Annotated in this window: 18 protein-coding genes and 1 other RNA gene; 11 read left to right on the forward strand and 8 right to left on the reverse strand. The window is 36.9% G+C overall.

Annotated features, from left to right (window positions below):
- From ASE92_RS12205 to ASE92_RS12235, 7 genes are all read left to right on the forward strand, one after another.
- Positions 1 to 951 carry a sterol desaturase family protein gene (locus tag ASE92_RS12205; RefSeq protein WP_056850372.1) on the forward strand — a complete coding sequence of 317 codons (951 nt, stop codon included), beginning with the start codon at positions 1 to 3 and terminating at the stop codon, positions 949 to 951.
- 701 nt (positions 952 to 1,652) lie between these two features.
- A complete protein-coding gene (locus ASE92_RS12210) occupies positions 1,653 to 2,486 on the forward strand; it encodes a prephenate dehydratase (RefSeq protein ID WP_056850373.1) in 834 nt (277 codons plus the stop codon).
- A 104-nt stretch (positions 2,487 to 2,590) separates the two neighbouring features.
- Positions 2,591 to 3,730 (forward strand): chorismate mutase, encoded by a 1,140-nt coding sequence (locus ASE92_RS12215; protein ID WP_056850374.1) that lies wholly within the window; start codon positions 2,591 to 2,593, stop codon positions 3,728 to 3,730.
- A gap of 173 nt (positions 3,731 to 3,903) precedes the next feature.
- On the forward strand, positions 3,904 to 5,172 hold the full coding sequence (aroA, locus tag ASE92_RS12220) for a 3-phosphoshikimate 1-carboxyvinyltransferase (protein ID WP_056850375.1): 1,269 nt from the start codon (positions 3,904 to 3,906) through the stop codon (positions 5,170 to 5,172).
- Between the two features lie 115 nt (positions 5,173 to 5,287).
- Positions 5,288 to 6,385, forward strand: coding sequence for a chorismate synthase (aroC, locus tag ASE92_RS12225; protein ID WP_056850376.1), 1,098 nt, complete (start codon positions 5,288 to 5,290; stop codon positions 6,383 to 6,385).
- A 308-nt stretch (positions 6,386 to 6,693) separates the two neighbouring features.
- Positions 6,694 to 7,299 (forward strand): DUF1684 domain-containing protein, encoded by a 606-nt coding sequence (locus tag ASE92_RS12230; RefSeq protein ID WP_056850377.1) that lies wholly within the window; start codon positions 6,694 to 6,696, stop codon positions 7,297 to 7,299.
- 122 nt (positions 7,300 to 7,421) lie between these two features.
- The gene (locus ASE92_RS12235) at positions 7,422 to 8,174 is read left to right on the forward strand and encodes a LytTR family DNA-binding domain-containing protein (RefSeq protein ID WP_056850378.1); all 753 of its coding nucleotides are present in this window, start codon (positions 7,422 to 7,424) and stop codon (positions 8,172 to 8,174) included.
- Positions 8,175 to 8,231: 57 nt separating this feature from the next.
- Here ASE92_RS12235 and ASE92_RS12240 read toward each other — a convergent pair whose 3' ends face one another.
- Both ASE92_RS12240 and ASE92_RS12245 read right to left on the reverse strand, forming a co-directional pair.
- Positions 8,232 to 10,583 carry a tetratricopeptide repeat protein gene (locus ASE92_RS12240; RefSeq protein WP_157255728.1) on the reverse strand — a complete coding sequence of 784 codons (2,352 nt, stop codon included), beginning with the start codon at positions 10,581 to 10,583 and terminating at the stop codon, positions 8,232 to 8,234.
- A 203-nt stretch (positions 10,584 to 10,786) separates the two neighbouring features.
- The gene (locus ASE92_RS12245) at positions 10,787 to 13,210 is read right to left on the reverse strand and encodes a thiamine pyrophosphate-dependent enzyme (RefSeq protein ID WP_056850380.1); all 2,424 of its coding nucleotides are present in this window, start codon (positions 13,208 to 13,210) and stop codon (positions 10,787 to 10,789) included.
- Positions 13,211 to 13,376: 166 nt separating this feature from the next.
- On the opposite strand from ASE92_RS12245, the gene ASE92_RS12250 reads away from it, so the two are divergent.
- Both ASE92_RS12250 and ASE92_RS12255 read left to right on the forward strand, forming a co-directional pair.
- Positions 13,377 to 13,769 (forward strand): DUF1573 domain-containing protein, encoded by a 393-nt coding sequence (locus ASE92_RS12250; protein ID WP_056850381.1) that lies wholly within the window; start codon positions 13,377 to 13,379, stop codon positions 13,767 to 13,769.
- 62 nt (positions 13,770 to 13,831) lie between these two features.
- A complete protein-coding gene (locus ASE92_RS12255; RefSeq protein WP_056850382.1) occupies positions 13,832 to 15,031 on the forward strand; it encodes a pyridoxal phosphate-dependent aminotransferase in 1,200 nt (399 codons plus the stop codon).
- Between the two features lie 52 nt (positions 15,032 to 15,083).
- On the opposite strand, the gene ssrA is transcribed toward ASE92_RS12255, so the two are convergent.
- Positions 15,084 to 15,450, reverse strand: a transfer-messenger RNA (tmRNA) gene (gene ssrA / locus ASE92_RS20950).
- A 234-nt stretch (positions 15,451 to 15,684) separates the two neighbouring features.
- On the opposite strand from ssrA, the gene ASE92_RS12260 reads away from it, so the two are divergent.
- Together ASE92_RS12260 and ASE92_RS12265 are read left to right on the forward strand one after the other, a co-directional pair.
- Positions 15,685 to 15,894, forward strand: coding sequence for a hypothetical protein (locus ASE92_RS12260; protein WP_056850383.1), 210 nt, complete (start codon positions 15,685 to 15,687; stop codon positions 15,892 to 15,894).
- Between the two features lie 207 nt (positions 15,895 to 16,101).
- Positions 16,102 to 16,398 carry a hypothetical protein gene (locus tag ASE92_RS12265; RefSeq protein ID WP_157255729.1) on the forward strand — a complete coding sequence of 99 codons (297 nt, stop codon included), beginning with the start codon at positions 16,102 to 16,104 and terminating at the stop codon, positions 16,396 to 16,398.
- Between the two features lie 136 nt (positions 16,399 to 16,534).
- Here ASE92_RS12265 and ASE92_RS12270 read toward each other — a convergent pair whose 3' ends face one another.
- The 5 genes from ASE92_RS12270 to ASE92_RS12290 form a co-directional block, all read right to left on the reverse strand.
- Entirely contained in the window at positions 16,535 to 16,978 is a 444-nt protein-coding gene (locus tag ASE92_RS12270) for a luciferase family protein (protein ID WP_056850385.1), read from the reverse strand.
- The gene (locus tag ASE92_RS12275; RefSeq protein WP_056850386.1) at positions 16,975 to 17,877 is read right to left on the reverse strand and encodes a hypothetical protein; all 903 of its coding nucleotides are present in this window, start codon (positions 17,875 to 17,877) and stop codon (positions 16,975 to 16,977) included. The genes ASE92_RS12270 and ASE92_RS12275 overlap by 4 nt, the downstream gene beginning before the upstream one ends.
- 108 nt (positions 17,878 to 17,985) lie before the next feature.
- Entirely contained in the window at positions 17,986 to 18,873 is an 888-nt protein-coding gene (locus ASE92_RS12280) for an SMP-30/gluconolactonase/LRE family protein (protein ID WP_056850387.1), read from the reverse strand.
- A 173-nt stretch (positions 18,874 to 19,046) separates the two neighbouring features.
- Entirely contained in the window at positions 19,047 to 20,846 is a 1,800-nt protein-coding gene (locus ASE92_RS12285; protein ID WP_235527356.1) for an ABC transporter ATP-binding protein, read from the reverse strand.
- On the reverse strand, positions 20,791 to 22,527 hold the full coding sequence (locus ASE92_RS12290; RefSeq protein WP_056850389.1) for an ABC transporter ATP-binding protein: 1,737 nt from the start codon (positions 22,525 to 22,527) through the stop codon (positions 20,791 to 20,793). The genes ASE92_RS12285 and ASE92_RS12290 overlap by 56 nt, the downstream gene beginning before the upstream one ends.
- Positions 22,528 to 22,711: the final 184 nt, after the last annotated feature.

Raw genomic sequence — 22,711 nt, forward strand, 5'->3', positions numbered from 1 at the left:
ATGAAGTTTACCGGAAGCGACGTATCGGTTGGAGGTTTGTTTGGCTTTGTGATTGTACTCACCCTGGTGGAGATGTATTTCAGCTACGCTCACGATAAAAAGCTATACACCAAACGCGATACCTGGACAAATATTTATCTGATGATTGTTGCCGTGGTAATTAACCTCGGCATGAAAACCGCAACATTTTTCCTCCTGGAATATTGCTATCAATTCCGTCTTTTTGAAATCTCTAATATTTGGATCTATTGGTTAGTCCTTATTTTGACACAGGATTTTCTTTATTGGTTTCTGCATACCGTTGGCCATTATGTTCGCTTCTTTTGGGCAATGCATGTTACGCATCATTCGTCAGAGCATTTTAATTTAACTACAGGTTTCAGATCTACGGTTTTTGAGCCGCTTTATAGGGTATTCTTTTATTTGCCCCTAGCTTTTATGGGTTTTACAGCAATGGATATCCTTTTCGCTTATCTGGTAACGCAGATTTACGGAAACCTGGTTCACACGCAGTATAAAATCAATTTCCCTAAATGGTACGAATATATTTTTGTAACGCCATCACATCACCGAGTTCATCACGCCAGTAATGTGCGATACCTGGATAAAAACATGGGAATGGTTTTAATCCTTTGGGACAGAATGTTTGGCACTTTCCAAGCCGAACTGCCTGAAGATAAAATCAAATATGGCTTAACCACTCAGCCAAAAGATACTGGCCCCGTCAATATTATTTTCCACGAGTTTATTGCCCTTTCTGCTGATGTTAAAAAGGCTCCTACTTTTATGGATAAGGTAAAATATATTTTTAATCCTCCGGGTTGGAGCCATGATGGAAGCACCAAAATTGCGAAAATTATGCAGCAAGAATTACACGACGCCGAAGCATTAGCAACCAATAATATTAAAGATTTTGATGAAAAACAGCGAACACTGAGCTCAACAGGATAATATTTGAACGGTCTGTATCTTACAGATCGTTTTTTGTTTGAGAGATGTTGGAAATGAATGCTCGGTACTTTTGGCTTATTGAGTGCTGTTGTTCAATTGTTTAAAAAACTTTTGTCATTCTTAACACGACAAAAGTCTGTGTGCCGCAGGTACATGTTTCATAGGTTGCAGATTCTTCGTGCCCCCAGAATGACACAACATTCAGGGTTGCTGCAATTTTATCATGTTATATTCATCAAAAACCTTTCAAAAAAAAGTTATAAGCAAATTTTATATTGTAATCGAAGTAAAATCCTTTTATTTCGATAATCGACAGCCAAAACTACTATCAACATGGCAACAATTACCGATCCCTAACAGAATATTTTCTAAACAACTTATATCTTACCGTTGCTTTCAAGTAACGGCGACTACAATTAAAATCCCAGGATCAACGATTTCATACCCATCTACAAAACAGTCTAAATCAAAAAAAATTAAATTTTATTAAAAATATTTTAACTTTCCTATTGACAAATTAAATTTTGTTATTACATTTGGCTCATTCAAAAACGAAAATGAAATTATTCAACACATATTACTTTGGTTACTTTTACTATTTTAGTAAGAGCCGGGGCTAATATGCAAAATGATAGATAACAATATTAAAATGTATAAAAAAGTCCCGGCAAGCAGCCGGGACTTTTTTGTTTTACGCAAAAATGGAAACGACAAAACGAGTAGCAATTCAAGGTATTAAAGCATCTTTTCATGAAGAAGCAGCCTACAAGTTCTTTGGTAAAAACATTGAAACGGTAGAATGTAATTCCTTTAAAGAAACCTGCGATAAGTTAGAGAAAAATGAGGCCGACTTCGTAGTAATGGCTATCGAAAACTCAATTGCCGGCAGTCTTTTACCAAACTACACTTTAATCAGAGATTATGGCTTCTCTGTAGTTGGGGAGGTTTATTTGCCTATCCAATTACATTTAATGGCCTTGCCTGGCGTAAAATTCGAAGAGATTAAAATCGTCACCTCACACCCTATCGCCATCCGCCAATGCATTGATTTCTTCTACGATTATCCACATATTAAAATCGTTGAAAGTAATGACACCGCAGCTTGCGCAAAACGTATCCAGGAGGAAAAATTAACAGATACAATGGCCATTGCAAATAGTTTAGCTGCAGAATTATATGGCCTTAATATTTTAGAAAGAAGGGTTGAATCAAACAAAAAAAACTATACCCGTTTTCTGATTCTTAAGAAAGACAAAACCGATGAGGGTAAAAAAATAAACAAGGCATCTATCTGTTTTCAGGTTGGCCACAAAGCTGGCTCGTTGGCAACTGTATTAAACATATTTGCAGAACAAGAGGTAAGCTTAACAAAAATACAATCTATGCCGGTGTTAGGGAAAAGAAACGAATACTATTTTTACGTTGATTTAGAATGGCCCAGTACTGAAAAGTACGACAAAGCAGTTCGGAAAGTATTAAAATATACTTCAAACTTTAATATTCTAGGCGAATATCAAAAGAACGATAAAGTGTAGAAACGTAAAGATTTTAGATTTACGAATTACGATTAAAAAAATAAAAAGCTATTAAAATATATCTTCGGACTTCAGAATCCGGACTAAAAAACAACCCATAAATCATGAAACTTAATTTAAACATCCAACCATTAAACACCTGGTTAAACGTTAACAACGAACCATTAATCATCTCGGGACCATGCAGTGCAGAAACTGAAGAACAATTACTCACCACAGCACACTTGTTGGCTGCAACTGGCAAAGTATCCGTTTTAAGAGCTGGTATCTGGAAACCACGTACACGCCCGGGAGAATTTGAAGGTATTGGAAGCATTGGTTTAGAGTGGTTAAAACGTGCTAAAGCCGAAACTGGTTTACCAACCGCTGTTGAAGTTGCCAATGCAAAACACGTTGAAGAAGCTTTAGCAGCTGGTGTTGATATTCTTTGGATTGGAGCACGTTCTACAGTAAACCCTTTCACGGTTCAGGAAATTGCTGATGCTTTGAAAGGTCACGATGTTCCGGTTTTAATTAAAAACCCGGTAAACCCTGATTTACAATTATGGATTGGTGCTATTGAGCGAATCAACGGAGCTGGCATTACCAAGATTGGAGCAATCCACCGTGGTTTCTCTTCATTCGAAAAAAGTTCTTTCCGTAACGAACCAATGTGGGAATTGGCTATTCAATTAAAAACATTATGCCCGGATTTACCGATCATCAATGATCCAAGTCACATTTGCGGAAACCGTGAATTAATCCCATATATCTCACAAAAAGCGTTGGATTTGGATATGCAAGGCTTGATGATTGAGTCGCACGTTGATCCATCTGTAGCCTGGACAGATGCTAAACAACAAGTTACACCAGCAGCACTTGCTGAATTAGTAGATCGTTTAACCGTTCGGGAGCCAGAAGCACCGAATGAAGCTTTCGCTGATAAACTTGCCGATCTGCGTAAAAACATCGACAAAATTGACGATATATTATTGCAAAAACTAGCTGAACGTATGGCTATTGTAGAGAAAATTGGTGAATACAAACGCGATAATCAAGTAACTATCTTACAGGTTAACCGTTGGGATGCTATCATTAAAAAAGGTCATGCTTTCGCAAAGGCTTTGAAATTAGATTTAAACTTTACAGAGAAATTCCTGGAATTGATGCATGGTGAATCAATTCGTAAACAAACTGAAATTATGAATGCTGGCAAAGCTGCAAAAGGAATTGCTGCTGAGCAACATACAGAAGTAAAAGCTTAAAGATTAAAGCTGAAAGACCAAAGCAAAAAGCACCACGTCGTTGCGAGGCACGAAGCAATCTCATTTTAACTGTTTCAATCCTCACAATGATGACTCATAAATTTGAAAGTACTAAGCTCCTTGTAAAGCCCTCCCTTCTGGAGAGGGTTGGGTGGAGCTAAAACCACAATAAAATGTCTAAAAATGCCTTAGTTTCTTTTAAGGGAACCAAGAATATTAATACCGAAATCCAGTTAACAGGCTCGAAAAGCGAATGCAACAGAGCCTTGATTATAAGCGCTTTAAGCAAAAAATTGGTTAAGGTAGAAAACTTATCAAACGCAGCTGATACAGTAACACTTAATGGCATTCTTAATAATCTTGAAGAAGAGTTAGAGGTAGAAATCCAGGAATCTAAAACAGTAGATGTTGGTCCTGCGGGAACAGCGATGCGTTTTCTTTCCGCTTATCTTTCTGCCAAGAATGGAAACTTTTTATTAACCGGAACCGAGCGTATGAAACAACGCCCAATCGGAATCTTAGCAGAAGCTTTGAAAACTTTGGGTGCGGATATTTCTTATGCAGAAAACGACGGCTTTCCGCCATTAAACATTGTTGGTCCATTGCATCAAAAGACAGCAGAGGTAAAAATCAAAGGTGATATCAGTAGCCAATATATTTCAGCTTTGTTGATGATTGCTCCTATTCTGCCTCAGGGTTTAACTTTAGAAATAGAAGGTGAACTTACCTCAAAGCCATATGTAGATATGACCTTGGATATGCTGGCTGAAGTTGGTATTGAACACTCATGGAATGGCAATTCTATTACAATAAAACCACAGTCATTCAAACCAGGAACACTAGTTGTTGAACCAGATTGGAGTGCAGCTTCTTATTGGTATAGCATTGCGGCTTTGGCTGATGAAGCTGAAATCGATTTGCCTGCCCTAAAAGAGAAAAGTTTACAGGGCGATAGCCAAATCCAGAAAATAATGAAAATTTTCGGGATTGCTACCGATAAAACTGAAAAGGGAATCTCCATCAGCAACTTAGGCTTATCGTTGGAAACAACGCAGGTTCTAGATTTAAAAACCTGCCCTGATTTAGCGCAAACCATTATTGTCATCGCAGCAGCCTTAGGCAAAAATATGTTGTTTACAGGTTTGGAAACCTTAAAGATTAAGGAAACTGATCGTATAGCGGCATTACAGAATGAGCTTGCTAAAATCGGCGTTACGCTTACTGAAAACAACCTGGTTTACACACTTAATACCGACGAACTTCATTTTCCTAATAAGATCACCATTGCAACTTATGAAGACCATAGAATGGCGATGGCTTTTGCACCTCTCGCATTATTAATTGATGAAGTAGAAATTGAAGAAATGCAAGTTGTAGAAAAATCTTATCCTTACTTTTGGGAGGATTTGAAAAAAGCCGGATTCGACGTGAAAGAAAAATAAGAATTGAGACACTAGATGTGAGACTCAAATAACAATAAAAGAAATCAACCAAATTTAGATATACTTTGAGGGGAAATCTCAAATCTAATATCTCAAATCTAACATCTAAAATAATATGGCAGGCAACTCATTCGGACAACTATTTCGCATCACCACCTTTGGCGAATCCCATGGCGTAGCTATTGGGGTAATAATTGATGGCTGTCCGGCGCAATTGGATATCGACATGGATTTTATCCAATCTGAACTGGATAAACGCAGGCCAGGTCAATCGAAAATTACTACGCAAAGGAAAGAAAGTGATACTGTTCAAATTCTATCTGGTATTTTCGAAGGGAAAAGCACAGGAACGCCGATTGCTTTGTTAATTCCAAATGAAGATCAGCGGTCGAAAGATTATGGCCATAATGTTGATGTTTACCGCCCGAGCCATGCAGATTATGTGTATGATGCAAAATATGGCATTCGCGACCATCGAGGTGGAGGACGTTCATCTGCCCGCGAAACAGCTGCCAGAGTTGCCGCAGGCGCAATTGCCAAATTGTTTTTAAAGCAACAAGGGGTCGAAATTTTTGCTCACGTTACTTCAGTTGGAACCATCGAGGCTCCAAATTTAGAAAGCAACGATTTATCAGCGTTGTTAAAGATTCGGGAAGAAAATATCGTTCGTTGTGCAGATCCTGCTACGGCTCATGAAATGATTGAATTTATCGACTCCGTTAGAAAAGATGGTGACACCGTTGGCGGTAAAATTGGCTGTGTGATTAAAGGGTGTCCGGCTGGTTTAGGTGAACCTGTTTTTGACAAGCTACATGCCGATTTAGGCAAAGCGATATTAAGCATCAATGCCGTACATGGTTTTGAATATGGATCTGGCTTCGCCGGAAGTGAATTAAGAGGCTCTCAACACAACGATATTCCTCAAGCTAAAGCTGCTGATTCGAAAGTATTTAAAACGACTACGAATTTCGCTGGTGGCATTCTGGGAGGTATTTCCAATGGAATGGATATTACTTTCAAAGCAGCTTTTAAACCTGTTGCTACCATTATGCACAATCAGCAAACAATAAATGCAGCCGGTGAGGTTTCTGAAATTAAAGGGAAAGGCCGCCACGATCCTTGTGTGGTACCAAGAGCCGTTGTAATTGTTGAAGCTATGGCAGCATTAGTATTGGCAGACCAGTTTTTGAGAAATAAAGCGAGTGTGATCTAGCTTAAAGCCGTCATTTCGACCGCAGTGGAGAAATCTTGTGGATAATAACTTGATTTTTAGGATTTTTTCCTTTCTTAACACTCAACCCGAAAGCACCTAAAAAGTCTTCAACAAGCTACCATTGACGTTTTTAACTTTCCGTCATTGCTTCTCCCGATTTTATCGGGAGAAGCAATCTTATTTGTAATACTATTTTATTAAAGGAGATTGCTTCGTGCCTCGCAATGACGACCCTTCTTAACGTCATTAATATTGATTTTTATGAAATAGATACCCCTCAGACTGACAACATATATTAACGATAGATCATGATAAAACTCCTCCCTATCCTATTTCTTTTCTTTGGTTTACACTCTTTCGCTCAATCCTATTCTGAGCAAATTAGCACACACCGCGAAAAATATAAACAAGATTTTCTAAAAGAATCCAATTCTCCCTTGAAAGAAAACGATTTGCAAAATCTTCACTTTTATGATGCAGACAGCAATTATAAAATTTTAGCCGATGTGGAGATGCTAACAAATGAGAAGGTTTTCAAAATGCCGACCTACGATGGAACGAGCAAGGAATTTTATCGCTGTGCAAAGATTAACTTCAATTTAAATGATAGAGCCATAACGATGACTTTATACAAAAGCATTGCTTTGGCCAGTAACCCAGCTTATAAAGATTTACTTTTTCTGCCCTTTACTGACGAAACGAATAATGTAGAAACTTACGGCGGCGGCCGATATATCGACCTGAGTTCCAAAGAAATTAATGGTAACAAAATAGAGGTGGACTTTAATAAAGCTTACAATCCTTATTGTGCTTATAGCGATGGTTATCGCTGCCCGGTCCCTCCAGAAGAGAACAATCTGGAATTAGCAATAAAAGCAGGAGAAAAAAAATTTACAGGAAAACGTAAGAAATAAGAACAGTAATAATAAGGAATAGGGCTATTAAAAAAATTTAATATCAATCGACATTATTTTGAAGTATATTTAAAACAATACGGTGTTAAGCCTGTATTATTATAAATTTAATAAATCCAACAATGTTGTATAAATGTATTATCGTTGACGATAATGAAATTGAGCGAGATGCGCTCGAAATGCACCTCAAAAAAATTCCATCATTAGAAATCGTAAAGATTTGTACAAACGCTATTGAAGCAGCTAGCATATTATCCAATACTGATATCGACATTGTGTTCTCCGACATTGACATGCCTGAGCTATCTGGAACTGCCCTTTTAAAAATTATTAAACAAAAGCCCTTATTTATTTTCATTACCTCGCATAGTGAATATGCGGTAGAGAGCTACGATTTAGATGCGATTGATTTTGTAGTGAAACCAGCCACATTTGAGAGAGTTTTAAAAGCGACCAACAAAGCAATTGAATATCTCGAGTTAAAAAAGCAATTCATTAATGATGGAACCGATCATAGCCAATCTAAAAATGATCAAAAAGATTTTTTCTATTTTAAGGAAACCAAAGGCATAAGCAAGCTAAAATATGATGACGTAATCTATATCGAAAGTATGGGAGACTTTTCGAAACTGTTTACCAGCAGCGATAAACACATTATCTTAGTTAGCCTGAAAAATCTGGAAAAGCAGCTTCCGAAAGAAATCTTCGCACGTGTGCACAAGCAATATATCATCAATATAAACCATATTGCCACATTAACCAACCATGAGGTTCATTTAGATTTCAATTTCGTAGTTCCAATCAGTTCGGCAAATAGACAAGAATTGATGGAAAATTCAATAGATAAAAAAATACTATCCAGATTTACTAAATAAGTTGCTGATTCTTTCTGTTAACCAGATAGAAGTAGATTTGCCTAACAGCCAACCCAATTATTTAGGTAAGGTTATTGTAAAGGTCGTTCCTCTACCCTCATTTGGCTCTACTCTTATCTGGCCCTCCATTAAGGTTATAAACGTTCGGCAAAGCATTAATCCCAGTCCAGTCCCCTTTTCATTGTTGGTGCCTAAACTACTCTCACCAGTCGCCAGGTATTCTGATTTGTTGAAATGATTGATCTGGCCAGAACTTAGTCCAACACCATTATCAGCAACTTTTATTTCGATATTATTCGCATTTGATATGGAACTCAACGTAATTTCACCACCTTGAGGTGTAAATTTAACTGCATTTGTTAAAAGGTTCCGGATGACGAGCGTCAGCATATTTGCATCTGCTTTACACTCCACTTTTTCTTTTATATGATTTGCTATGGAAATATTTTTTTGATGAGCATGATCTTGCATTGATTTGATCACCTCAACCACTAAATCTTGAAGTTTGAGCACCTCCAAATGTGGATTAAAGCCTTGCATTTGGCTAGCTGCCCAATTCAATAGGTTTTCCATCATCGTTGAAGTATAACTTAAGTTATTTTTTAAAGATGAAGCATATTTTGTTAGTTTCTCCTGTTCTATATTTCCACCTTCCAGGAGTTGTATAAATGATATGAGTGAATTTATAGGTGTTCGCATATCATGACTCACCACACTGAATATCCGATCTTTTACTCTATTTAATTGTTCTAACTGCCTTTTTTGGGTATTAATAATGATATTCAATCTAGTGGTCTTCCTCTGATTTAACCAGATAAGAAATGCAGTTAGAAGCACTAGCGTAATTGCAACTGTCAAAAATATTTTTACCCGCCAATCAAAGTTGATTTGCTGTTCTTGCTTGATTATTTGCTTATCGCGTAGCGAAGTTTCATACTTTGATTGCAGCTTTGCTCTTTCAAACTTGTTCTTTTGCAATTGCCGATCCATCTCCAGATCAGCTTGTTTCTTCAAAAAGGTAAAACGTTGTAGAGTTTTTTCCTTATCACTCAATATCAGTTGCTGCTTTCTTAAAAATAGCTCCTGTTGTTGTTGCCTGGCTAATAAAACCTGTTTTTGTAACTCAATATCGGTTATCTTTTGTTTAAACTGATAGTCCTTTTCTTTAAAACCGAAGTCGATCTGCATTTGCCTGCGGGTAATTTCCCGTTCCTTTTCTTTGTTAAAAATCTGATCCCTTACTAAAATATATTCCTTGTAAAATGCCAAAGATTCATCATAATTATTCAAAACTTCATAAACATCGCTTAAACCTAGCGCCGCGTTTTTCTTTGTTTCCAAAAAATTATTTTCTTTCGCTATCGCGAAACTGCTCGAATAAAGCACTATTGCATTATCAAAATCTTTCTGCTTGCGGTAGAAATGGCCTAGCGCATACAAACATTCTGCATGCATATTCTTATCGTCACCAACCTGACTTATTTGGATAGCTTTTTGATAAGATTTTAACGCCAGATCATTTTCACCCATTTCATTGTAAACGTTCCCAATGTTACGTTTATTAGATGCGATTAGTCCATTATCTTTTAATGATTCGGCGAGGGCCAGAGATTTTTCAAAGTTGAAAAGAGCAATTTGCAAACGTTCTTTATCTGTGTTGCCCATCTTATTTAATTCTTCCTTAGAAGCATCGAAATAGGCAGAGCCCATTAAATTATACACCACAGAAACACCTCTCACACTTTCATCATCTTTCATAAAAACCTTAAGGGCCATTTGGAGATAAATTAGCGATTGACTGGCTTTTCCAAGATTCTGATAGATACTGGCGATGTTGGTGTAACAACTCGCCATATCTGATTCGTTGCCCATTTTTTCGTAAATGGCTATCGCTTTTTGGTTTACCTCGAGTGATTTGGCATAATCTGGTATGCCGGCATACATGGCTCCTAAGTTTAAGTAGGTACCCGCAATCATATCTAAATTTTTGAGCTGATTATATTCAGCTATCGCGAATAGATAATTTGATTCAGCTTTACCATAATTGGCTCGACCATGATAAAACAAACCTCTTCGATAATAGGTAATGGCAACAAACTTTCTAAGTTTTAATTGTTGTGCCAGCTGTATTGTACGATCGGCATAATCTTCCATGCGATCTACATCTTTCATGCGCATGTATTGTCGATATACTTCGGTAAGTATTTTAACTTTAGTGCTGTCAAACTGATTATAATTCTGATTTTTAGCCAGTAAGCTATCCAGTCTTTTGTACTGATCTGCATTTTGCCCTATTGAAAATAGCGGGAACAAGACTGCCCAGATAATACACAGTGTAAATAACAAAAGCTTGCTACCAGTAGGCGTACGAAATCGCTTCCCGCTAGAATATGTTGTTAACTTCCTCAAAATAATGATACATTAAGAAAGATAAGTGTAGGAAGAATTTATAGCATCAATGATGCGCAGTTGAAAAATAGGAAGCATAGTATAGGGATGATAGACTTTTAACTACGTAATATAACTGTTTTATCACAAAAGTAACCGAATTATCAATAATATTCTATAATTGCCTCCCGAATCTGCGGATATTAAGTTTTTTTTAACAAAAATTAGTAGATCGAAGGATATTTTGATGGGTTCGCATCATGCATCATCTCATATATGGTTTCAATAATATCATCAACCGACGGTTTACTAAAATAATCTCCATCTGACCCAAATGGTGGCCTGTGAGCCTTTGCCGTCAATGTTTTAGGTTGGCCATCCAAGCTAAAATATCCTTTCTGACCCTCTAATATCTTCTGTAAAATATAAGCCGAGGCGCCACCTGGCACGTCCTCATCTACAATTAATAACTTGTTTGTTTTTGCTAAGGAGTTTGCACAAATATTAGTTTTATCAAAAGGCAATAATGTTTGTGGATCAATGATTTCGACCGAGATACCCATCGTTGCCAATTCTTCTGCTGCCTCCTGAACCAATCTTAAGGATGAACCGTAAGAAATTACGGTGATATCTGTTCCTTCTTCTAAAACTTCGGCAATACCAAGCGGAATGGTAAATTCGCCCACATTATTGGGCAGGTTTTCTTTTAAACGATAACCATTAAGGCACTCGATAACTACTGCAGGTTCATCAGCTCTAAAAAGGGTATTATACATCCCTGCAGCCTGAGTCATGTTACGAGGAACACACAGATGCATTCCTCTTAAAGAACCTAACAGCATGCTTATTGGCGAACCCGAATGCCAAACCCCTTCTAAACGATGTCCTCGGGTACGTACAATTACCGGTGCTTTTTGAATTCCTTTTGTTCGGTAAGATAATGATGCTAAATCATCACTTAAAACATTCAGTGCAAATATTAAATAATCCAGGTATTGAATTTCAGCGATGGGTTTTAATCCCCTCATGGCCAAACCTATTCCCTGCCCCATGATAGTCATTTCGCGAATACCGGTGTCGGTAATTCTCAATTCACCATACTTGGCTTGTAAGCCGGCAAAACCTTGATTTACATCACCAATGTTTCCTAAATCTTCCCCAAACGCAACCAGTCGCTGATCGCGAGCAAAATTTTCATTGAAACAAGCATTCAGCACTTCCCTACCATCAACCATTTTAGATTGATCGTCGTAAACTGGATTTATGATTTCAATTTGGTCGGGACTTTCTTTACCATCTGTATGGAGTTTGGAATTGTATCTCTCCTGATTCAATAACTCTTGTGCTTTATACCATTTTAGCAGTTCATCTCTTTCTGCTGATGGAAACTTTGTTGATAAGCGAATAGCTTTCCTGGCAGAAGTAAACACTTCGCGGCGCTGCGCATCTGCCGTTGCCGTCAATTGAGCGGCGATCTTTGCCAATTCTGGTTGGTGTTTAACCATTCCATTTACAAGGTCGACAACCTTTTTTTGCTCTGGTTTTATACTATCGAGAAATTCGTTCCATGCTTCTTTTTGTGCATTGCGAACGAATATTTTTGCATTTTTTTCTATTTCCAAAATTTCTTCTTCGGATGCCACAGCCGAATCAAGCATCCATTCACGCATTTTTAATATGCAATCGTGCTCATTTTCCCAAGCCAATCGGTCTTTGGATTTGTATCTTTCGTGAGAACCGGAAGTAGAATGTCCTTGTGGTTGCGTAAGCTCAGTAACATGGATTAAAACAGGTACGTGCTCCTCTCTACAAACGGCAATAGCTTTCTCATAAACTTCGCATAAAGCCGGATAATCCCATCCTTTTACTTTAAAAATTTCGTAACCAGGTTGTTTTGCATCTCTTTGAAATCCTTTTAAAACCTCAGAAATATCTTCCTTTGTAGTTTGATATTTAGCCGGAACTGAAATGCCATAGGCATCATCCCAAATTGAAATAGCCATGGGAATTTGCAATACTCCGGCAGCATTTATGGCTTCAAAGAACACACCTTCTGATGTTGAGGCATTGCCTATAGTACCAAAAGCCACCTCATTTCCATTTACCGAGAAATTTTTGAGATAGTCAAGTTCGTTGTTATTTCTAAAAAGTTTAGACGCATAAGCCAAACCTACTAGGCGGGCCATTTGACCCCCAGTTGGAGAAATATCTGATGAGCAATTTTTAATTTGAGTTAAATCATTCCAGCTTCCGTCTTCATTGATAGATTTGGTAGCAAAGTGACAATTCATTTGTCTTCCGCCGGAAAACGGATCTGCCCCATCAGTTGGGTTTGCGTATAACTGGGCAAAGAATTGCTTGATGGTAGATATACCCGTAGCAAACGCAAATGTTTGATCGCGGTAATACCCGGAACGCCAATCGCCGTTTTTAAAAGCTTTAGCCATTGCCACCTGCGGTACTTCTTTACCATCGCCAAAAATGCCAAATTTAGCCTTCCCTGTTAACACTTCCCTACGCCCTAAAACACTAGCTTGTCTGCTTTCAAAGGCGATTTTGTAATCATTAATAACGATACTTTTAAAATCGTTAAAACTTAATTCGGAACGGTCAATAGAGTTGGTTATAAATTTTTCATTCTGCATCATAATCAAATATTGGTTGCGGCAAATATATACAAAATTAAAAGTTTGCCTTTATCTTGAATTGTAAAATTATATATGGGAGGAGAAAATATAACTGGAATAGTTTTTGTTTTAATCTGAAAACATTAAATTTGTTTTAATAAAAATTGAAAAATAATTTCAACATAACATGAAAAAGATCTTAGTATTATTCGCTTTTGTTTTAGGTTTTGGTATAGCGGCGAATGCCCAGGCTAAACCAGCTGAATTTAAATTTGAATCTGAAACTCACGATTTCGGAAAAATTGCTCTAAATAAGCCTGTTACCTTTGATTTCAAATATACAAACGTGGGTGAAGAGCCGTTAATTATTTCAAAAGCAGAGGCAAGCTGTGGTTGCACAGTTCCAAAATATACAACTACACCTATTAAGAAAGGTGAATCAGGTGTGATCTCTGTTACTTTTAACGCAGCTGCAGGTCCATCACCGTTTTCAAAAGCAGTAACGATTTCTTCAAATGCTAAAACACCTATTAAAGTGCTTTACATTAAAGGTGAAACTGTTGCAGCTACATCTAAATAATATTTAAATTAAATTATAGTTAAAAGTCCCGATTTTCATCGGGACTTTTTTATTTTTGTGCCATGCCAAAAATTTCACAAAAAGGCCTGCAGATGCCTGCTTCGCCAATCAGAAAATTAACTCCATTCGCGGATAGAGCAAAACAGGATGGAAAAAAAGTTTTTCACCTCAATATAGGCCAGCCAGATATCGAAACGCCTGAGGGAATGTTAAATGCTATAAAAAACATCGATTTTAATGTTTGGGCATATACCCCCTCAGAAGGTACATTGGCTTATCGTTTGAAATTAACAGAATATTATAATAAACTAGGCTACAATATTACGCCAGAAAATATCTTGGTAACTGTTGGTGGCTCAGAAGCCATTACCATAGCCATGCAAACTTGCGTTAACGAGGGTGATGAAATCATTATTCCGGAACCCTTTTATGCTAATTACAATGGTTTTGCCTGTATGAGCAATGTGGTTGTAAAACCAATTTTATCATATATCGAAAATGGTTTTGCATTGCCCCCAATTGCCGAATTTGAGAAGCTAATTACCGAGAAAACTAAGGCGATTATCATCTGTAATCCTAACAATCCAACAGGATATTTATACTCGAGGGAAGAATTAGAAGCTTTAAAAACATTGTGTGTAAAATATGATTTGTTTTTATTCTCTGACGAAGCTTACCGCGAATTTTGCTATGATGGCCGGGAATTTATCTCGCCGATGCATTTGGATGGATTAGATGAAAACGTGGTGATTATGGATACCGTGTCGAAACGTTATAGCGCTTGCGGTGCTCGGTTAGGCTGTTTAATTACTAAAAACAAAGATGTTATTGCTTCGGGACTGAAATTTGCGCAAGCGAGATTAAGTCCGGGTATGGTTGAACAGATTGCTGGTGCAGCAGCTGTTGATACGCCTGATAGTTATTTTGAAAAGGTAAATACTGAATATACTTTACGTAGAGATACTTTAGTTAACCGTTTAAATAACATTGAGGGTGTTTTTTGTCCCAACCCTGGGGGTGCATTTTATGTGGTTGCAAAATTTCCGATTGATGATGCTGATAAATTTTGTCAGTGGATTTTAGAAGATTTCAGTTATGAAAATCAAACCGTGATGATGGCACCAGCTACTGGCTTTTACTCTACGCCCGGTTCTGGCAAAAATGAAGTCCGTATGGCCTACGTGTTAAACACTGCTGATTTAAATACAGCAATGGACTGTCTGGAAGTTGCACTACAACAATACCCAGGAAGGAAAATATAAAGAAGCTCTATTTAAACAAAAAACTCACATCATTAACGATGTGAGTTTTTTTCGGTGGAGCCGAAGGGAGTCGAACCCTTGTCCAGTTGTGAGATAACTTATACCTTCTACATGCTTATTTTTCAATTAATTTTCGGGAAATAAACGGGCTGAAAACCGACCTTATTTAAATCCTTAGATGCTTTATCTCACTTCAAATCGCATCTCTTTGAAGCCAGCTTTGTTGTTTCGATGCCCCAGATTCTAACCCAACAATGCAGCAGTTAGAGGGACAAAAGCTAATTAGTTCTAAACTAAGCAGCTAAGGCGTAAGTATTTTCGCCAACTAAAATGTGAACGTTCTCTTTTAAGTGCTCTCCGTACAACGCACTGCATGCTAACATAACCTTCGCCACCCTGTCAAATCCAAGAACGGCCCCAGTTCAGTTTTCAATTTGTAGTTCTCAATTATCTAACATAACATCAAACCAACTGTAAACAGGACTACAAATATACAAAAAGCAAGCCAAAAATATACATACCATAGCTTGAGAAAATCTTTTTATCTCAGAATTGTTCTAAATTTATCGATCGAATATCATTTCAATAAAGTTTAACCAGCAATTTCATCAAAACCTTCAGTCAGTTTTTTGGTTAATTACTAAAAAAATAATATGAAAGTAAGCTTTTCAGAAATATTTGATGTTGTAGAAGGCAGCATCAATCCGAAGGTACCAGTAACCTATAATGGCTCTGGGTTAAATCCCGGACAAAGTTTTGCATTGGGCGAAACAGTTATGGGCGTAGATTTTTCTCAGTATACCAATGGATATTTGGAGGTACTTAAAGAAGATGGAATTTACCATATTCAGTCATTCTATTAATGCCTTATAATTAAGATCGAATTATTAACATATGAAAGATTTTAGTTTTCATCATCGAAATCCATAGATGAACCATTATTTATACAATAAATTTGTTTAATTGTTGAAAACATCATCCCATAAGTAATAAAGGATGTATTACTTTTGCCTACAATGTTGTCCAACTATAAAATACTATATCTTTTTGAAAACGCTGAAACCCTGATCATGGAAGTAAAGCGTACTGATCTGCCTGAAGGTACCGATATCGCACAAGTTTATCACTGGCTCTACCTGGATAAGCTAACCTCTTCAATGGTTAAATTATGGTTTAGGTCCATGGATTCATCAGCAGAAATAGAGGAAAGATTTTTTGAGCAGGGTTATTTGAAATTTAGTAACACCGAAGCAACTTTTATTGAGAAATATAATTCATCTCAACATAAATTAATGAATTATACTCATCATCCCCTGTCAAAGGATACCCATCATTTAATTGAAGATTATTTTAAACAGCCAAGTTAATGCTGATTTTTTAAAAAAATAAAAAAAGCCCCTCAATCCTGAAAGGGCTTTTTTTGTTGTCTATCCCTATATTCTAGGAAGAACAAAATTAACTAACATGATTAATAATTTTGCGGTATGAATAAACTGAACAGAATTATTTATCTATTGAAATGATTTGGAGTTTCTGCCTTCTACTATAAGCTAAACTTAACAACGAAAGCGCATTTTCTACATCAGTCTGGTTTTTAATATAAAGACTTACCCAACCCGATTTTGCAAACATGTGATGCTCTCTTGCAATTCCATCGGCAATAAGTGCCTTTTTTATCTGTAAACTAAAACGTATGTCAAGAATACCATTGCTGTGCAAATGCCCTAATTCTTTTCGTTGATAGTTAAATTGGGTGCCACCGAATCTGTGTAAAGAGATAGACGTACCATCCCAATTCAATACTTCTTCTTCGATTTCATCGAACCAAGAAAGCATTTGCGGATTTGAAATGCATAGCCATATTTTTATTAGACTATCGTAAATCAAACCGAAGAACGGGATAGATTTTAAAAAACCTAAATATTTCACAACAAAGCGAAATATCATTTCTCGCTCAATAGTTTGATATGATCCATAACTCTTAAATGTACATTTCTGGTAATGCTTTCTGCCCAAATATCATAATACCATATTGGAAAAACATGAAGTTTATACCAACTATTCCCGATAAGTGTTGTGGTTCCATCGCCATTGTCTTTTAAAATAAATTGTCCTTTATCAATATCGATATGCCCCATAATCTCTGGATCTTGAGGTTGATTGACAATATCAAAAGTTAGGTTTTTATTCACTTCAAAAGCAACTATTTTCTCGTCGAAAGTGTATCCATTACTGAAAATACATTTTCTACCGGCGCCAAGTTTATTTGCTGTAACTGTGGTTTGCATCGGACTCGGCATGCCTAGCTTGAATAACCAATATTGATTTGGCTGCTTAATTTTTTCAAATGCAACAACATTCTTCCATATTTTATCTGGTGTTGCTTTAATGACGATCTCGTCCGAAACCATATTCTCATAATGGTGATCGGATACCGAATCAGCAATAAAAATGAATAAAAGAAGGGAAACAAAGCTGATGTTCATTTTCTGGTCACGCCTTTTAAACATCACCTTTCCAATAAATGCTCCGGTAACTACAAATGCAAATATTAATGGAGATACGATTATCAAACAAATTGTACCTTCTCCCAGAAAAAAATAACTCAATAATATTGCGATAAAACCATTTAAAATAGAGTTCCATATCAGGGTTTTGTTAGTTAATTTATAGTCTTTCCAAAACCAGGCGCTCATAATTCCCATTAGCATTGGTAGAATAACAAATTCGGAAAATACCAATACACCCCCACTTGATGGGTTAAGCATTTTATTATTACCTATGATAGATAGGATGATCAGGTTTGGAATGATGAAACCTAAAATCTTTTTATTTGATGGATTCATTGCGTTAATCTTTAAGCAAACATAAATTAATATCTCAAACTTTCAAAATATACTGAAAATAAAATATCAATTAGAATTCCTCAAGAAAAGCAATAACTAGTTGCACACTTACTCAATGCCTTTCACCGTAGTTACTATTTTGTAAAGGGATTTTGACGCAGTGATAAATAAGATATTTTTATTTTTTCCTCCAAAACAAAGATTACCACACCATTCTTCGGGAATGTTAATATGACCAATCTGTTCGCCAGTGGGCTTATAGATATTCACGCCTTTTCCTGTTACATAGATATTTCCATTGCTATCCAAAGTCATACCATCAGAATTTTGATTGAGGATAATCTCTCTATCACTTAGAGATGCATCACCATTAATTTTATATCGATAGGTTTTATTGGCAGCCATGTCAGCAACGTATAGGAATTTCCCGTCAGCTGTTCCAACTATTCCATTTGGTTTTTGTAAATCATCCGCAACAATGATGGCCGTTTTCTTGCCTTTTGGAATATAATAAACGCGTTGTTTTTCAAGTTCCGGTTTTTGCCTTTTCCAGTAATTGCGTTGATAATAGGGATCGGTAAAGTAAATTCCCCCCTTGTTATCCAGCCAAATATCGTTCGGTCCGTTAACTTTTTTACCCTCAAAATCGGAAAATAAAACCGTTATTTTTTTGTTTTTATCGATAGACCAGATTTCATTATTTTCGTCAGCACAAATAATCAGGTTTCCTTTTTTATCAAAATAAGTGCCGTTAGCCCTCCCCGATTTATCCATAAATAAACTTAGCTTTCCATTAGTATCATATTTCCATATTTTATCATTAGGCTGGTCGGTAAAAAATACATTTCCTTGCTTATCTACTGAAGCACCCTCGGTAAATTTGAACTGAGAAGATATAAGCTTCAGGCTATCTTGAACAAAGATTGGCTTTGGAAATTGTGCATATGAAAATAAAGTAAGTGAGATTAGAAAAGAAAGGGAAAAATATTTTTTCATGGGTTGATATTTTGTTGGGCAAAATGCCGATTTATCTCTTGCGATGCAAGTAAAAATGTTGTGTTAGACTTAATCTTCCTTGCATGAAGCAATATGGATGTGCTAGCCTAAAAAAAAACATAATAGTAAGATTGCTTCGTGCCTCGCAATGACGAGTGTAATAAACATAGTAGTTAACTTACTCGTTTTCCTTTGAGTAACATATCAAGCGCATCATTGAGCGTTCCAGCCTTTTGCACTTCGCCTTCGTTTACAAAATAAATTTCATCGGCGTTTTCGATCGTATTTAAGCGGTGCGCAATGATCACTAAGGTAGTCTCTTTTGATAATTTTGCTAGAATGCTCCCCAGCAGTTGTTCGGTAATAGTATCAATATTCGCAGTGGCTTCGTCTAAAATCAACAATTCCGGGTTGCGTAAAACGGCCCTCATAAAGGCAATTAATTGTTTTTGTCCTAAACTAATACTATCAGCGCCAGAAGTAATTGGTGTATTTAATCCTTCATCAAAAATAGCCAGAAGGGCGTCTAGGTTTGCATCATGAATAAGTTTTTTCAGTTCATCATCACTCACGTGTTGGTATTGGCTGTTGCCATAAAGGATATTGTCTTTCACGGTTCCGGTGAACAAAAACGGCTCCTGCAATATGAAACCTATTTTTTTTGTACGTTGTTCTGCACTAAATGATCGAATATCTTTGCCATTGAGTAGTACTGTTCCCTTTGTGGCATCATACAAGCGTGAAATCAATGAAGCAGTAGTCGTTTTCCCTCCTCCTGTGGGTCCGATTAAAGCATAAGTTTTGCCTTTCTCGAATTTCAAGTTGATGTTATGCAAAATCTCTTTCGAATCATCGTAAGAGAAATGAACATTCTTAAATTCCAACAAAGCATCAGATGTAGTGGCTTTCGAATCTTCAATCTGCTCCAAATTTGTTTGTAAAAACAGGATTTGCGAAACTCTATCCCAACTTGCCATCGCTACCTGAAAACTAGTCCACAGTGCTGCTAATTGCCTTAAAGGGTTATAAAAATTAGTGCAGTAAGAGAGGTAACTTACCAGCAAACCCAGAGAGAAATGACCAATAGAAATTAAATAAATACCAAATAGCAAAACAATTAATTGTGCCGAGCTAGAGAGTAATCCATAAACCGGAACAAAAATATTATTGGCTAATCCGGCTCCAATAGCTGTTTTATAGTTTTCTTTATTTGCCTCGTCAAAACGTTTTCTAAAATAATCGCGACGGTTAAAAGCAATAATAACCTTGAAATTGTTTAAGCTTTCCTGAATTTCGGCACTTAAACCGCCAACACTTTTTAGATTTTTTGCATTTTTACTTTTTACCCATGGAGATAAAGCCATAGTAAAAATAACGATAAGAACTGCTGGCGAAAGAGCCGCAGCACCCAGTTCAAAATGAATGGACAAAAGGAAAATACCAGCACCAATCATGGTGATAATGCTGCTTACAAACTGCATTAACGATTGCGAGAAAAACTGATTAAGCTTGTCGGTATCGCTGTTCACCCTCGAAATTAAATCACCAGCTTTGTTCTCATTAAAAAACGAAACTGGTAATTCCTGGAGTTTATTAAAGATAGCATTACGAAGCGTAAATAGCATCCTCTGCCCAATTCCACCCATTAATTTCGTCTGCGTATAGCCCGTAACCATGGCGATGAGGTACATTAACAATAAAATTCCACCAAAAACCAACACACCATGAAACTGCTTTGTCCTGATGTACGCATCGATGGTATGTCCAACTAAAAGCGGTCCGAGCAGTAACAACCCCGAATTTACCAAAATGGCAATTAAAGCCAACCAAAGATTTTTATGCTCGCCAGAAATGAATTGGAGCAATCTTTTAAGCGCCTGGTAGGTGGATTGCTTTTCCTGCTGTGATTGCAGCTGGTTAAGATTGTATTTCATAATTACTGGTGCTCTGTTGTGAATTATAAATTTGAACATATTCAGGACTGGTTTTTAGCAGTTCCTGATGGGTTCCTGACGCAATAATTTCGCCTTGCATCAGCAGAATAACTTGATCGTAATTTTCGACGGAGGCTATTTTCTGAGTAACGGATAACAAGGTTATACCGGGATAATTTTGTTGGATATTTTCTAAAATCCGTTTTTCGGTGTTGGTATCTACCCTTGCAGTAAAATCATCAAGCAATAAAATTTTCGGATTTACCGCCAATGCCCTTGCCAACATAATACGCTGCTTTTGCCCACCAGAAAGGCTATTGCCGCGCTCGGAAACGATGGTATCTAACTTCTCTGGAAGACTTTCTATAAACTCTTTCAGTTCGGCAGTTTGAATTGCTTTCGCTAAAGATTCATCGGTTACGGTATCGCTGAAAGCAATATTTTCGCGAATACTCATATTAAACATAATACTATCTTGAAAGACAAAACCAACCTGTTTATGGAAATTCTCCTGATCATATTGATTCAGCTCTTTGTTATCAAACAGTATTTCGCCAGAGTTTGGACTAATTAATCCTGTTAAAATGTAAAGCAATTGCGTTTTCCCTGCAGCCGTTGGTCCTATTATAGCCGTTCTAGAACCTGCATTGGCACTAAATGAAATCGCTTTCAGGATTGGTTTTTGTCCGATGGTAAGAGAAATGTTTTTGGCTTCTACGTTACCAATAATCGGTGCTGTTAACAAACCCGGATGCTTAATTTCTGGCGCATTTAAAACACCCTCAATACGTTGATAAGATGCTGTTGCCTGAGCAATTACATTACTCATAAAACCAATTACTAAAATAGGAAAAATGATGAGCGCTAAATAACTGTTGAAAGCCGCAAATTCCCCCAAACTCATGCTATTGTTAATCACGAAGTGCCCACCCAGTACTAAAATAGTCAAGCCTGATAAGTTCGCAACAAAGACGATTATAGGAATTAAACCTGCAAATAAACGAAGAATGGACAAACCTAAATCTCTGGCTTTTGCATTGGCATCGAGAAATTTATTGTACTCAAGTTGCTGGGAATTAATTACCCGAATAAGTGCCGAGCCTAAAATACTTTCGCTAATGACCTTGTTTAGCCAATCGATTACCTCGCGACTTTTTATAAACAATACCCTCACCTTTTTTAGCACAAAAAAGAAAGCGCCGCCAATAATAGGTACAATCGCAATAACACAAAGGGCAAGCTTCCAATTTATCATCAGTAGTAAAATACTGGCTCCAACAATTAAAAATATTGATGAGGCAAGCGAAACGATGGCCTGCGAAACAAACATCTTAATCGAATCGGCATCGGAAGTAAGGTTTGTAAGCAATTTTGAAGGATTTGCCTGAAGAATATAAGCATGACTTTGACGCGAAATCTGGTCGGAAAGTTTAGTTCTCAGATCTCTTGCTACCTTCTCGGAGGCATAAGTTTGTACAATACTTTGCAAGTAAGTGAAGATAAAAACCAACACAATTGCCAGGGCAAATTGAAGTAATATCGAATTTAAATTAAACGTGTTGTTGGTGTAAGAATCAATTCCATGAGCGATAATTTTCGGCAGCAATAAATTAATTCCATTACTTAATAATGCGAATAAGATCAGCAGAAAAATTAAGCCTTTATATGATGCAAGCAAACTAAAAACACTGGGTTTTTTAGCCTCTTTGGGTTTTGCCATGTTGGGATACGAACTTTTGTAAAATTCAAATTTAACCCAATTATCTGAATAGGTGTATGTTTAATTTAAATTATTGAAGTTAATACCTGGTAACCCAATCTACCTTCATTCTAATAGATGCGGGAATCTTGGTAAGGCAGAACGGCATCGCGTTGTTCCATCCTTTGTTCCTAAACGGGATGGC

Origin of the sequence: Pedobacter sp. Leaf41 (assembly GCF_001422545.1) — a bacterium.
Taxonomy (GTDB): Bacteria; Bacteroidota; Bacteroidia; order Sphingobacteriales; family Sphingobacteriaceae; genus Pedobacter.

Bases quoted from the DNA above. Each gene is read 5' to 3' on its own strand.
- ASE92_RS12205 (WP_056850372.1), top strand. From the start codon at position 1: ATGAAGTTTACCGGAAGCGACGTATCGGTTGGAGGTTTGTTTGGCTTT.
- ASE92_RS12210 (WP_056850373.1), top strand. From the start codon at position 1,653: ATGGAAACGACAAAACGAGTAGCAATTCAAGGTATTAAAGCATCTTTT.
- ASE92_RS12215 (WP_056850374.1), top strand. From the start codon at position 2,591: ATGAAACTTAATTTAAACATCCAACCATTAAACACCTGGTTAAACGTT.
- aroA (WP_056850375.1), top strand. From the start codon at position 3,904: ATGTCTAAAAATGCCTTAGTTTCTTTTAAGGGAACCAAGAATATTAAT.
- aroC (WP_056850376.1), top strand. From the start codon at position 5,288: ATGGCAGGCAACTCATTCGGACAACTATTTCGCATCACCACCTTTGGC.
- ASE92_RS12230 (WP_056850377.1), top strand. From the start codon at position 6,694: ATGATAAAACTCCTCCCTATCCTATTTCTTTTCTTTGGTTTACACTCT.
- ASE92_RS12235 (WP_056850378.1), top strand. From the start codon at position 7,422: ATGTTGTATAAATGTATTATCGTTGACGATAATGAAATTGAGCGAGAT.
- ASE92_RS12245 (WP_056850380.1), bottom strand. From the start codon at position 13,210: ATGATGCAGAATGAAAAATTTATAACCAACTCTATTGACCGTTCCGAA.
- ASE92_RS12250 (WP_056850381.1), top strand. From the start codon at position 13,377: ATGAAAAAGATCTTAGTATTATTCGCTTTTGTTTTAGGTTTTGGTATA.
- ASE92_RS12255 (WP_056850382.1), top strand. From the start codon at position 13,832: ATGCCAAAAATTTCACAAAAAGGCCTGCAGATGCCTGCTTCGCCAATC.
- ASE92_RS12260 (WP_056850383.1), top strand. From the start codon at position 15,685: ATGAAAGTAAGCTTTTCAGAAATATTTGATGTTGTAGAAGGCAGCATC.
- ASE92_RS12265 (WP_157255729.1), top strand. From the start codon at position 16,102: ATGGAAGTAAAGCGTACTGATCTGCCTGAAGGTACCGATATCGCACAA.
- ASE92_RS12270 (WP_056850385.1), bottom strand. From the start codon at position 16,978: ATGATATTTCGCTTTGTTGTGAAATATTTAGGTTTTTTAAAATCTATC.
- ASE92_RS12275 (WP_056850386.1), bottom strand. From the start codon at position 17,877: ATGAATCCATCAAATAAAAAGATTTTAGGTTTCATCATTCCAAACCTG.
- ASE92_RS12280 (WP_056850387.1), bottom strand. From the start codon at position 18,873: ATGAAAAAATATTTTTCCCTTTCTTTTCTAATCTCACTTACTTTATTT.
- ASE92_RS12285 (WP_235527356.1), bottom strand. From the start codon at position 20,846: ATGTTCAAATTTATAATTCACAACAGAGCACCAGTAATTATGAAATAC.
- ASE92_RS12290 (WP_056850389.1), bottom strand. From the start codon at position 22,527: ATGGCAAAACCCAAAGAGGCTAAAAAACCCAGTGTTTTTAGTTTGCTT.